The organism is Mesorhizobium sp. WSM3224 (assembly GCF_000427725.1).
Classification (GTDB): domain Bacteria; phylum Pseudomonadota; class Alphaproteobacteria; order Rhizobiales; family Rhizobiaceae; genus Mesorhizobium.
The window spans coordinates 57,301-69,265 of record NZ_ATYO01000004.1; the positions used below are offsets into that span (position 1 = coordinate 57,301).

Annotated in this window: 10 protein-coding genes; 7 read left to right on the forward strand and 3 right to left on the reverse strand. The window is 63.1% G+C overall.

What is annotated here, in order from left to right; all coding sequences use genetic code 11:
- The first annotated feature begins 106 nt into the window (after positions 1-106).
- From YU3_RS0109110 to YU3_RS0109135, 6 genes are read left to right on the forward strand one after another with little or no spacing between them, the layout of a single operon-like run.
- On the forward strand, positions 107-1,987 hold the full coding sequence (locus YU3_RS0109110) for an extracellular solute-binding protein (RefSeq protein ID WP_027165940.1): 1,881 nt from the start codon (positions 107-109) through the stop codon (positions 1,985-1,987).
- 14 nt (positions 1,988-2,001) lie between these two features.
- Positions 2,002-3,864: an extracellular solute-binding protein gene (locus tag YU3_RS0109115; RefSeq protein WP_036258239.1), complete on the forward strand. Its 1,863-nt coding sequence runs from the start codon at positions 2,002-2,004 to the stop codon at positions 3,862-3,864.
- Between the two features lie 30 nt (positions 3,865-3,894).
- On the forward strand, positions 3,895-4,989 hold the full coding sequence (locus YU3_RS0109120) for a microcin C ABC transporter permease YejB (protein WP_027165942.1): 1,095 nt from the start codon (positions 3,895-3,897) through the stop codon (positions 4,987-4,989).
- Entirely contained in the window at positions 4,989-6,128 is a 1,140-nt protein-coding gene (locus YU3_RS0109125; RefSeq protein ID WP_027165943.1) for an ABC transporter permease, read from the forward strand. The genes YU3_RS0109120 and YU3_RS0109125 overlap by 1 nt, the downstream gene beginning before the upstream one ends.
- Entirely contained in the window at positions 6,125-7,753 is a 1,629-nt protein-coding gene (locus YU3_RS0109130; protein ID WP_027165944.1) for an ABC transporter ATP-binding protein, read from the forward strand. The genes YU3_RS0109125 and YU3_RS0109130 overlap by 4 nt, the downstream gene beginning before the upstream one ends.
- Before the next feature lie 40 nt (positions 7,754-7,793).
- A complete protein-coding gene (locus tag YU3_RS0109135; protein WP_027165945.1) occupies positions 7,794-8,735 on the forward strand; it encodes a glyoxylate/hydroxypyruvate reductase A in 942 nt (313 codons plus the stop codon).
- Here YU3_RS0109135 and YU3_RS0109140 read toward each other — a convergent pair.
- The 3 genes from YU3_RS0109140 to YU3_RS0109150 form a co-directional block, all read right to left on the reverse strand.
- Entirely contained in the window at positions 8,732-9,262 is a 531-nt protein-coding gene (locus YU3_RS0109140) for an ATPase AAA (protein ID WP_027165946.1), read from the reverse strand. The genes YU3_RS0109135 and YU3_RS0109140 overlap by 4 nt on opposite strands.
- A gap of 76 nt (positions 9,263-9,338) precedes the next feature.
- A complete protein-coding gene (locus YU3_RS0109145) occupies positions 9,339-9,713 on the reverse strand; it encodes a hypothetical protein (RefSeq protein WP_027165947.1) in 375 nt (124 codons plus the stop codon).
- 135 nt (positions 9,714-9,848) lie between these two features.
- The gene (locus YU3_RS0109150) at positions 9,849-10,793 is read right to left on the reverse strand and encodes a methyltransferase domain-containing protein (RefSeq protein WP_027165948.1); all 945 of its coding nucleotides are present in this window, start codon (positions 10,791-10,793) and stop codon (positions 9,849-9,851) included.
- Between the two features lie 109 nt (positions 10,794-10,902).
- On the opposite strand from YU3_RS0109150, the gene YU3_RS0109155 reads away from it, so the two are divergent.
- Entirely contained in the window at positions 10,903-11,913 is a 1,011-nt protein-coding gene (locus YU3_RS0109155) for a ligase-associated DNA damage response exonuclease (RefSeq protein WP_027165949.1), read from the forward strand.
- The last annotated feature ends 52 nt before the right edge of the window (positions 11,914-11,965 follow it).

An 11,965-nucleotide genomic window follows, 5' to 3' on the forward strand; every position in this document is an offset into this window, starting at 1 on the left:
AAATGGGAACCGGCTTTCCATCCGGAATTGCGTCGAAACAAGGCGATAGGCGGCTGTCGTTTCCGTGAAACGATGAACGCTCTAGGGTTCGTGACGAGGAGAACGCATGACGGTTGGCCGCTCCCGGACACTTTTCGCATCTATGTTGGCCTGCGCTTTCGCCGTCAGCCTGCAGGCGAGCTTCGCCGACGAGTGGCACACCACCTCCTCGCTGATCGGGTCTTCCAAATACGGCGAAAACTTCCAGCGCTACGACTACGTCAATCCGGACGCGCCGAAGGGCGGCACCCTCAACACCGTTGTCGTCGGCACCTTCGACAGCTTCAATCCTTACATCGTGCAGGGGTCGCCGGCTGCCGGCTTCGCCCAGTTCACTGGGGGGCTCCTCTACGACACATTGATGGACCAGGCGACCGATGAGGGCAGCGTCAGCCATCCGCTGGTCGCCGAGGCCTACAAGTACCCGGCCGACTATTCGTCTGCGACCTACCGGCTAGACCGACGCGCCAAATGGCATGACGGCCAGCCGATCACCGTCGACGACGTGGTCTGGTCGTTCCAGGTGCTCAAGGCCAATAGCCCGATGTACAGCCGATATTTCGAGAATGTGACCGAGGCGGTCGCGATCTCGGACCGCGAGGTCGAATTCCACTTCAACCAGAAGGGCAATCGCGAACTGCCCAAGATTCTCGGCGATCTCGTCGTGCTGCCGAAGCACTGGTGGGAAGGCACCGACGCAAGCGGCAAGAAGCGCGACATCACCAGGCCGACGCTGGAGCCGCCGCTGGGCTCCGGCGCCTACAAGATCGCCAGCTTCAAGCCGGGCTCGGAGATCGTCTGGCAGCGCGTGCCCGACTATTGGGGCGCCAAGCTGCCGGTGAAGATCGGCCGCGAGAATTTCGACACCCAGCGCTTCACCTACATCCTTGACGACAATGCCGCGTGGCAGGCCTTCACGAAGGGCGGGCTCGACGACATCAAACCGGAAAACAGCTCTCGACGCTGGGCGACGGCCTACAACTTCCCCGCGGTCAGCGCCGGCGACGTGATCAAGAAGGTATTCAAGACGACGTCGCCGCAGCCGATGCAGGCTTTCATGCTCAACCAGCGGCGACCGATGTTCCAGGACCGGCTGGTGCGGGCCGCGCTGACCTATCCTTTCGACTTCGAAACGATGAACCGCACGCTGTTCTACAATTCGAACACGCGCACCCACAGCTATTTCGGGGGCACGGAGCTGGCGTCGAGCGGGCTGCCGCAAGGCAAGGAGCTGGAAATCCTCGAAAAATACCGCGACAAGCTGCCGCCGGAGGTGTTCACGCAGGAATTCAAGCTGCCGGTCTACGACTCGCCGCAGGCGGAACGGAAGAATCTCAAGACGGCGGTCGAGCTGTTCGCAAAGGCAGGTTGGGTGATCAAGGGCGGCAAGATGGTGAACGCCAAGACCGGCGCGCCGTTCAAATTCGAAATACTGGGCTCGGCAGACACCGACCAGGTCATCTCCAGTCCCTGGATCGCCAATCTGCGCAAGATCGGCGTCGAGGCGACACTGCGGATCATCGACCAGTCCCAGTACATCAACCGCCGCGATCATTTCGACTACGACGTGATCATCGGCATACTCGGCCAATCGGAATCGCCCGGCAACGAGCAACGCGACTTCTGGAGCTCGAAGGCGGCCGATTCGCCGGGATCGCGCAACTATTCCGGCATCAAGAACCCGGTGGTCGACGCGCTCGTCGACCGCATCATCTTCGCCACCGACCGCGACGACCTCGTCGCCACCACCCATGCGCTCGACCGTGTGCTTTTGTGGAACTACTACGTCGTGCCGCAATATTACCGCGCGGTGGTCTGGCTCGCCTATTGGAACAAGTTCGGCATGCCGGAAAAGCAGCCGAGCTACCGCGGCGCCGATACCGACTCCTGGTGGATCGACACAGAGAAGGAAAAGGCGCTCGCCGCCAAATACAAGGGCCTCAATTGATGAGGCGGCAGACGATGCTTCCTCGCCGCGCCTTCCTGGCGCTCGGCGCCGCAGCGACGGCTGCGGCGCTGCTGCCCGGCAAGGCGTTCGCCGCCATTCCGACCGGCGTGAAGGTGCACGGCCTGTCGGCCTTCGGCGACCTGAAATACAAGCCGGATTTCGCGCATTTCGACTATGTCGATGTCGATGCGCCGCAGGGCGGCACTTTCAACTTCTCCCCTCCCAATTGGGGCGCCAACCAGAGCCCGCAGACCTTCAACACGCTGAACGCCTTTGTCCCCAACGGCGATGCGCCTCAGCGCATGGAGATGTGCTTCGATTCGCTGATGGTGCGGGCGCTTGACGAGCCCGACGCGGTCTATGGATTGATCGCCGACGGTGTCACGATTTCCGACGACCGCAACGGCTTCACTTTCTCGCTGCGTCCGCAGGCGCGCTTCCACGACGGCACGCCGCTGACCGCTGACGATGTCGCCTTCACCTTCAAACTGCTGAAAGACAAAGGGCATCCGGGCTACGCGCTGTCGCTGACGCATCTGGAAGACGCCGTGGTGAAGGATGCTCATACCGTCGAGCTCAAATTCTCCGGCAAGCAGTCGGCCCGCACAATCCTCAACGTCGTCGGATTTCCGATCCTGTCGAAGGCCTTCTTTACCGCCAACCCATTCGATTCCTCGCAGCTCAATCCGCCGCTCGGCTCTAGCGCCTATAAGGTCGACCGCTGGTCGGCGGGCGCCTGGATCGAGTATGAACGGGTGGGCGACTATTGGGGCAACGACCTGCCGGTCAATCGCGGCCAGAACAATTTCGGGCGTATCCGTATCGAGTTCTACCGGGACCGCACGGCCGGTTTCGAGGCCTTCAAGAAGGGCGAGATCCTCTACCGCGAGGAGTTCACCTCGCGCGTCTGGGCGACCGCTTATGATTTTCCGGCCTTCACCGCCGGCAAGGTGGTCAAGCACGAATTCCCGGCCGAAACGGTGCCCTCGATGCAGGCCACGGCCGTCAACCAGCGGCGCGCCCAGTTCCAGGACCCGCGTGTGCGACAAGCGATCGCGCTGTGCTTCGATTTCGAATGGACGCGGCGCAATTTCTTTTACGGCTCCTATGAGCGCTCGCAGTCCTGCTTCGAGAAATCAGACTTTCGTGCCGCGGGGGCGCCATCGCCGGAGGAGCTCGCATTGCTGGAGCCGCTACGCGACAAGCTGCCGCCCGAGGCTTTCGGCGAGGCGGTGACACAGCCGCCGTCCGATGGGTCGGGACGCGACCGCAAGCAGCTCGGCAAGGCAGCGAAGCTGCTGGCCGAGGCCGGCTGGGAACGTTCCGGCGATTTCGTCGTCAACGAGAAGGGAGGACGGCTGCCCGCAGAATTCCTCGCCGACGACGAGACATTCGTGCAGGTTTTTTCGCCCTGGGTCGCCAACATGAAGGCTATCGGCATCGATGCCTCAATCCGGCTGGTCGATTCGGCCCAGTACCAGCTCAGGCAATCGACATTCGATTTCGACCTGCTCTCGGCCGCTTTCTCCTTCAGCGCGACGCCAACCCGCGACGACCTCGAGATCTTCTTTCATTCGCGAAGCGCAGGCGTTTCAGGCTCACGCAACCTGCCGGGCATAGCGAGCCCGGCCATCGATGCGCTGATCGACGCCGTCGGCGCCGCCAAGGACCGCGAAACCCTGACGGTCGCGATGCGCGCGCTCGACCGGGTCTTGCGTGCGCGGCGCGATTGGATTCCAAGTTGGTATCTGGCGAATCACCGAAGCGCCTATTGGGACATGTTCGGCTTTCCCGAGCAGAAACCCGATTTCGGCTTTCCGGTCGAGGCGCTGTGGTGGGTCGACAAGGGCAAGGCGGCAAAAATTGGCAAAGCCTGATACTCCCCTTCGCGCGGGGCCGGCAGCCTGATGGGCGCCTATATCCTGCGCCGCATCCTTCTGATGATCCCGACGCTGTTCGGGATCATGGCGATCTCCTTCGCCGTCATCCAGTTCGCGCCGGGCGGGCCGGTCGAGCAGGTCATCGCCAGGCTCACCAACCAAGGCGGCAATGACCGGCTAGGCGGCGGCGGTGGCGATGCCGGCGCGACCAATTTCGATGTTTCGGGCGATGTCAGCTCGAAATATCGCGGCGCGCAGGGGCTCGACCCCGAATTCATCAAGAAGCTGGAAAAGCAGTTCGGCTTCGACAAGCCGCCGCTCGAGCGCTTCGGCATGATGCTGTGGAACTATGCCCGCTTCGATTTCGGCGACAGCTATTTCCGCGACATCTCGGTGCTCGACCTGATCCTGGAAAAGATGCCCGTCTCGATCTCGATCGGGCTGTGGATCACGCTGCTGTCCTACCTGATCTCGATCCCGCTCGGCATCCGCAAGGCGGTGAAGGACGGCTCGACCTTCGACATCTGGACGAGCGGTGTGGTGATCGTCGGCTACGCCATCCCCGGCTTCCTGTTCGGCATCCTGTTGATGGTGCTGTTTGCCGGCGGCTCGTTCTGGGACTGGTTCCCGCTGCGCGGCATCGTTTCCGACAATTGGGACCAGCTGTCCTGGCCGGACAAGATCATCGACTATTTCTGGCACATGACACTGCCGCTGACGGCGCTGGTGCTGTCGGCCTTCGCCACAACGACGCTTTTGACCAAGAACTCCTTCCTTGAGGAGATCCGCAAGCAATATGTGGTGACGGCGCGGGCCAAGGGCCTGTCGGAGCGCAAGGTGCTCTACGGCCACGTCTTCCGCAACGCCATGCTGATCGTGATCGCCGGCTTTCCCGGGGCCTTCATCTCGGCCTTCTTCACCGGCTCGCTGCTGATCGAGAACATCTTCTCGCTCGACGGGCTCGGCCTGCTCGGCTTCAAGTCGGTGATCGACCGCGACTATCCCGTGGTCTTCGCCAATCTCTACATCTTCTCGCTGCTCGGCCTGTTCGTCGGCCTGCTGTCGGACCTGATCTACACCTGGGTCGATCCGCGCATCGATTTCGAGCGGAGAGACGTCTGATGGCGGTAGCCTCGGCCGAAACCAAGCCGGCCCGCGCCGCCCGGCCGTGGCTGTCGCCGCTCAACCAGCGGCGGCTGCAGAACTTCAAGGCCAACCGGCGCGGCTACTGGTCGCTTTGGATATTCCTGTTCCTGTTCGTGCTGACGCTGTTTTCCGAGCTGATCGCCAACGACAAGCCGATCATCGTTTCCTACAAGGGCGAGATCCTGTTTCCGGTGCTGGTCGCCTATCCGGAAGAGAAGTTCGGCGGCTTTTATGCCGTCACCGATTATCGCGATCCGGTCATCCAGGACGAGATCAACGCCAATGGCTGGATGATCTGGCCGCCGGTCCGCTACTCCTACCAGACCGTCAACAACGCCATCCCCGAAGCGGCGCCGGCTAAACCCTCCTGGCTCTATGACAAGAAGGCGCGCTGCAACCAATATCCGAAGGGAGAGGCCGACGAGAACTGCGTCGTCGGCAACTGGAACTGGCTAGGGACCGACGACCAGGCGCGCGACGTGCTGGCGCGCGTGCTCTACGGCTTCCGCATTTCAGTGCTGTTCGGACTTGTCCTGACACTCGGCTCCTCGCTGATCGGCGTAGCGGCGGGCGCCGTGCAGGGCTATTTCGGCGGCTGGACCGACCTTCTGTTCCAGCGCTTCATCGAGATCTGGTCCGCGATCCCGGTGCTCTATCTCCTGCTCATCATCTCCGCGATCCTGCCGCCCGGCTTCTTCATCCTGCTCGGCCTGATGCTGGCGTTCTCCTGGGTGGCGCTGGTCGGCGTCGTGCGGGCCGAGTTCCTGCGCGCCCGCAACTTCGAATATGTCAACGCGGCGCGCGCGCTCGGCGTGCCCAACCTGACCATCATGTTCCGCCATCTGTTGCCCAACGCCATGGTGGCGACGCTGACCTTCCTGCCTTTCCTGCTGAGCGGTTCGATCTCGACACTCACCTCTCTCGACTATCTCGGCTTCGGCCTGCCGCCAGGGTCTGCATCGCTCGGCGAGTTGCTGAAGCAGGCGCAGCGCAATCTCAACGCGCCATGGCTCGGAATTTCCGGCTTCATCGTGATTTCGCTGATGCTGTCGCTGCTGGTCTTCATCGGCGAGGCGACACGCGACGCCTTCGATCCGCGCAAGACATTCAAATGAACGAGCCTCTGCTGTCCATCCGCGATTTGAGCGTCGCCTTCGCGCAAGGCGGCACGCAGTCGATGGCCGTCGACCACATCTCCTTCGATATCGCCAAGGGCGAGACACTGGCGCTGGTCGGCGAATCCGGATCCGGCAAATCTGTCTCGGCGCTCTCGGTGCTGAAGCTTCTGCCCTATCCTGCAGCCAGCCATCCTTCGGGAAAGATCCTGTTTAACGGCGCCGACTTGTTGAGCGCCAACGAGAAGGCGCTGCGCGCCGTGCGCGGCAACAAGATTACCATGATCTTCCAGGAGCCGATGACCTCGCTCAACCCGCTGCACACGATCGAGCAGCAGATTGTCGAGGTACTGCAACTGCATCAGGGCTTGCGCGATGCGCCGGCACGCGCGCGCACGCTGGAGCTGCTCAATGAGGTCGGCATCCGCGATCCGCAAAAACGGCTCGATGCCTACCCGCACCAGTTGTCCGGCGGCCAGCGCCAGCGCGTCATGATCGCCATGGCCTTGGCCAACGAGCCGGAGCTTCTGATCGCCGACGAGCCGACGACAGCGCTCGACGTCACCGTGCAGGCGCAGATCCTCGAACTGCTGGCCAAGCTGAAGAGCCGCAAGCGCATGTCGCTGCTGTTCATCACGCATGATCTCGGCATCGTGCGCAGGATCGCCGACCGCGTCTGCGTGATGACCAAGGGCAAGATCGTCGAGAGCGGTCCGACCAGTGAAATCTTCGCCAATCCGCAGCACGACTACACCAAGCACCTGCTTGCGGCCGAGCCGAAGGGCAAGCCGCCGGCGTCCAACCCGAATGCCAAGCCCGTGATGACGGGCAAGGACGTCAAGGTCTGGTTCCCGATCAAGAAGGGCTTCTTCCGCACCACGGTCGACCATGTGAAGGCGGTCGACGGCATCGACGTCGCCGTGCGCGCCGGCCAGACGCTCGGCGTCGTCGGCGAATCCGGCTCGGGCAAGACCACGCTCGGGCTGGCGCTCGCCCGGATGATCTCCTCGACCGGCACGATCAATTTCAACGGACGCGACATCAACCAGCTTTCCTTCAGCGCCATGCGGCCGCTGCGGCGCGAGCTGCAGATCGTCTTCCAGGATCCGTTCGGATCGCTCAGCCCCCGACTGTCGGTGTCGGAGATCATCGAGGAAGGGCTGAAGATCCACGAGCCGAAGCTCCCGCCAGACGAGCGCGACGACAAGGTGGTCGCCGTGCTCAAGGAGGTCGGCCTCGACCCGGAAACGCGGCATCGCTATCCGCATGAATTCTCCGGCGGCCAGCGCCAGCGCGTTGCCGTCGCCCGCGCCATGGTGCTCAACCCGCGCTTCGTCATGCTCGACGAGCCGACCTCGGCGCTCGACATGAGCGTGCAGGCGCAAGTGGTCGACCTTTTGCGCGACCTGCAGGCCAAGCACAATCTCGCCTACCTCTTCATCAGCCACGATTTGAAAGTCGTCCGCGCCCTTGCCAATGACGTCATCGTCATGCGCAATGGCCAGATCGTCGAAGCTGGGACATCCGAACAGATTTTCAGCAGTCCGCAAACCGACTATACGCGGGCGCTGATGGCGGCGGCCTTCAAGATCGAGACGGCGCCGACCGGCGTGGTCAGCGAGTAGCCCGACCGGAACCGGCAGAACAGGAAAGAAAAATCCGCGAATGGAAAAAGGCAAAATCCTGCTTGCCCTCACCGGCTTCCACCCGCAGCGCTGGCATGAACTGCTTTCGGCCGAGCGCGAGGTGGTGCTGGAACCGAACGGCCCGAACGATCCGTCGATCACCTATGCGGTGGTGTGGAAGCAGAAACCCAACCTCCTGTCGTCGCTGCCCAATCTGCGCGCCATCTTTTCGATCGGCGCCGGCGTCGACCACATCTTTGCCGATCCCGGCCTGCCCGACGTGCCGATCGTCAAGATCGTCGCCGACAATCTCACCCAATACATGACCGAATATGTCGTCTGGCGGGTGCTCGACCATCACCGCCAGGGCATGCTCTACCGCAGCCAACAGGCGAAGAAGACGTGGCACGAGCCGCCGCAGCGCCCGGCTGGCGACATCTCCGTCGGCATCATGGGCCTCGGCCATCTCGGCCGGGCTGCGGCATCGGTGCTGCTCTCGCTCGGTTTCGCCGTCAACGGCTGGTCGCGCACCGACCGGCCGATGAAAGGTGTTTCGACCTATGCCGGCGAGGCGGGGCTGATCCCGTTCCTCAATGCCACCGATATCCTGGTCGTGCTCCTGCCGCTCACCCCGCGCACGCAAGGCATCGTCAACTACGGGTTGCTCAAGGAATTACGCCGGCGCAACGGCCTTGGCGGCGCCGTGCTGATCAACGCCGGACGCGGACGCCTGCAGAAGGACGCCGACATATTGCGCGCGCTGGAGGACGGCACGCTGAAGGAAGCGAGCCTCGACGTGTTCGAGGTCGAGCCGCTGCCGAAGACCAGTCCGCTGTGGGGCCATGCGAAAGTGTTCGTCACGCCGCATGCGGCGGCGACGTCGGACCCCGCCCATCTGGTGCCGATCATGCTTCGCCAGATGGCTGCCTTCGAACGCGGCGAGAAGCTCGAAAACCTGGTCGATCGTGACGCGGGTTATTAGTCGAGTGCCAGATCCCACGCGCGGAAGCATTGCTTGATCGCTCGCACGGAGGCGAGCCGCAGCTTCGGCAGATCGAGCTCATCGAACATCGCACGGTGTCGCTTGCGATTTCTGGGCGTGACCACGGCAATATGGTGGATCATATCCCATTTGACGCTGTCACGGCCGCCTTCCAGGGCGCCATGCCGCTTGGTCTCGAACAGCGTCCGCCGGAAGTAACGGAGCAAACTCGCGGGCGTGGAGATGTCCAGCAGAATTAGTCCTGTCGCCCGCCCGAAGCGCTGCGGCATGCAAATCGAGTAGTTTCCATCCATCACCCAGCGTTCGCCGGCGATCGCGGTGTCATGCAGGGCAATGAATTCATCCTTTGGACGCTGCTCCCAATCCGTATTTGGCAGATGAAAGAGCAGGTCGAGGTGAATGGCTTCCAAGCCGCGCTTGCGCGCAATTGCGTTGGCAAGAGTGGACTTGCCGCTGTTGGACGGTCCCAGGATACAGATGCGGTCGCCGAGATCGGAAAGGTTCATCGGATGGTGACTTCCGGGCGCGACAAACAAGCTCGGCGATCCGGCCGATCGCAAGCAGGATATCGATTGTTGATCCTTAGGAAGGCTTCGAGCCGGGCAGCCCGAGCGTCTCGTTCTTCTTCGGCTTGCCGCAGTCGCGGCGCTCGATCGAGCGGTTCATGGCATCGATCTCGCCGCTCGCCTTGTTGCTCTCGCGCGAGGCCTTGGAGCGCATATCCGGCGTGAACGGGCCGAAGCCCATCGCCGGATTGGAAAAGGTCGGCTTGGCGGTGACAGGCAGATTGTGCTGCTGCGCCAGTTGATTGCGCTGCGCCAGCAATTGATCGCAAGGCACGTCGTCATACTGCAATGAGGATTGGACATCCTCGTCCTGACGCTCGGCCATCGATGTGCCGCCGACACATCCGGCGACCGTCAGGCAAGACGCCAACGCAACCATTGTCCAGCGCATGGATCTCTCCTTAGGGCAATTCCAGGAAAACTGCGTCGTGGTTTTCCGTCCGGAATTGCGCAAAACAAAGACTCAGGTATCCGCCCCGCGCAACCCCGACCATGCCATTCAGGCTTTTTCGCAGCAAGGTCAGGCTCATGCCGCTGCCGGATTCCTCACCTCGGTAGATGCAGCGGGCAAGCCAGCCACGATGGCCAGGCCTTCGACCGGGTCGCGCCGGTCGTGCCGGATAACCATGCCTTCCAGCGACAGGACCGCAAGCCCGTTGGCCAAAAGCACGCGCCGCGCATAGGCCTCGGAATGGGCATAACGCCGTGACGGCAAAAGGGCGAAATCACCGCCTTCGGCAAGCGTCTCGAGCGAAAACGCGAATACGCCATCCTCGGCAAGCATGTTCGCGACCACGCCGACGATGCGTTCGAGGGCGCCTAGATAGATGAACACATCGGCCGCGACCACGAGGTCGGCTCCGGCGCCGGGGTGGGAGAAATGCTGAAGGTCGGCCTTGGCCAGCAGGTCGTAGATGCCCTTGGCTTTGGCCTTCCTCAACATTGCGGCCGAGATGTCGTAGCCCTCCAGCCGGTCGACGAACGGCCGCAGCCTCTCACCCATCAGGCCGGTACCGCAGCCAAGGTCGAGGGCCAGCCGAAATCGACCGGGCCTCGCCTTGCGGATGGCTCGGCCGAGGAAATCCGGCAGCCCGTAGCCGAGCTTGCGGACGAGCGAGTCCTCGAAACTGTCGGCGTAGTGGTCGAACAAGGTCTCGACAAAGGCGCTGGGCGGCGCCGCGGCGGCTGGCGCCTTGCCGATCAGCTCAAGCTTCAGCGCTGCGCCAAGGCGGTCCGCGGGCTCCAGCTTCAGCGCCATGGCCCAGGCCCGCGCGGCCTGGTCGAGCAGGCCAGCCGCTTCCTGCATCTCACCGAGGCGAAACCAGCCGGCGGCCCATCGCGGCACGAGGTCCAGCGCGCCGAGCAAAAGCTCCGCCGCCTGCGCGGGCTCGCCCGACGCGAGCAGCATCTCGGCGAAATCGGCACGACGGTCGGCGTTCAAATCGCCCGACGAGGCCCGGAGCGCTTTCATTGACGAAGTATCCCGCCGGCGAGGCGGAACCGGCGGATGGCTGTAGGACGAGTCAGCAGTCTCTTGCAACAGGCTTCCCGCGCGGAATTTAGCCACTATGTTCAACGCCATGCGCGCCAGCGACCTGCTCAAATCCCGACCGGAGGGCCTGTACTGCCCGCCCGGCGATTTCTTCATCGACCCGGTGCGGTCCGTCGAGCGGGCGCTGATCACGCACGGCCATTCGGACCATGCGCGCTCCGGCCATCGCTCGGTGCTTGCCACCCAAGAAACGCTCGACATCATGGGATTGCGCTATGGCGAGGATTTCGCCGGAACGACGCAGGCCGCGCTACTGGGCGAAACCACCGACATCAATGGCGTCGCCATCACCTTCCATCCGGCCGGGCATGTGCTGGGCTCGGCGCAGATCTGTGTCGAACGTAACGGCCTGCGCATCGTCGCCTCCGGTGACTACAAGCGGCAGAAGGACGCCACCTGCCTGCCTTTCGAGCCTATCCGGTGCGATGTTTTCATCACCGAGGCGACCTTCGGCCTGCCGGTGTTTCGCCATCCGCCGGACCACGAGGAGATCGCGCGCGTGCTGAAATCGGCGGCGCAGTTTCCCGAACGCTCGCATCTGATCGGCGCCTATGCGCTCGGCAAGGCGCAGCGTGTGATGCGGCTGTTGCGCGACGCCGGTTACGACAGGCCGATCTATATCCATGGCGCGCTTGCGAAGCTCAGCGATTACTATCAGAGCCAGGGCGTCGATCTGGGCAGCCTGGAGCCGGCGACGGTTGAAAGCGGCGCCAAGGCCGACTTCACCGGCGCCATCGTCATCGGGCCGCCGTCGGCCTTCGCCGACCGCTGGGCGCGGCGTTTTCCGGATCCCATCTCCTGCTTCGCCTCGGGATGGATGCGCATCCGCCAGCGCGCCAAGCAAGGCGGCGTCGAGCTGCCGCTGATCATTTCCGACCATGCCGATTGGGATGAGCTGATCATCACGATCAAGGAAACCGGCGCGCAGGAAATCTGGGTCACGCATGGCCGCGAGGAGGCGCTGGTGCGCTGGTGCGAGTTGGAGGGGATTGCCGCGAGGCCGCTGCACCTCGTGGGGTATGAGGACGAGGGCGATTGATGGAACTCGCGGATACAGAAATCGCAGGCATCGCGTTCCGTCACACCCCCCT

What these genes read in the sequence shown, in the direction of transcription:
- YU3_RS0109115 (WP_036258239.1), top strand. Translation starts at nt 2,002, where the DNA reads ATGCTTCCTCGCCGCGCCTTCCTGGCGCTCGGCGCCGCAGCGACGGCT.
- YU3_RS0109135 (WP_027165945.1), top strand. Translation starts at nt 7,794, where the DNA reads ATGGAAAAAGGCAAAATCCTGCTTGCCCTCACCGGCTTCCACCCGCAG.
- YU3_RS0109130 (WP_027165944.1), top strand. Translation starts at nt 6,125, where the DNA reads ATGAACGAGCCTCTGCTGTCCATCCGCGATTTGAGCGTCGCCTTCGCG.
- YU3_RS0109150 (WP_027165948.1), bottom strand. Translation starts at nt 10,793, where the DNA reads ATGAAAGCGCTCCGGGCCTCGTCGGGCGATTTGAACGCCGACCGTCGT.
- YU3_RS0109120 (WP_027165942.1), top strand. Translation starts at nt 3,895, where the DNA reads ATGGGCGCCTATATCCTGCGCCGCATCCTTCTGATGATCCCGACGCTG.
- YU3_RS0109140 (WP_027165946.1), bottom strand. Translation starts at nt 9,262, where the DNA reads ATGAACCTTTCCGATCTCGGCGACCGCATCTGTATCCTGGGACCGTCC.
- YU3_RS0109110 (WP_027165940.1), top strand. Translation starts at nt 107, where the DNA reads ATGACGGTTGGCCGCTCCCGGACACTTTTCGCATCTATGTTGGCCTGC.
- YU3_RS0109145 (WP_027165947.1), bottom strand. Translation starts at nt 9,713, where the DNA reads ATGCGCTGGACAATGGTTGCGTTGGCGTCTTGCCTGACGGTCGCCGGA.
- YU3_RS0109155 (WP_027165949.1), top strand. Translation starts at nt 10,903, where the DNA reads ATGCGCGCCAGCGACCTGCTCAAATCCCGACCGGAGGGCCTGTACTGC.
- YU3_RS0109125 (WP_027165943.1), top strand. Translation starts at nt 4,989, where the DNA reads ATGGCGGTAGCCTCGGCCGAAACCAAGCCGGCCCGCGCCGCCCGGCCG.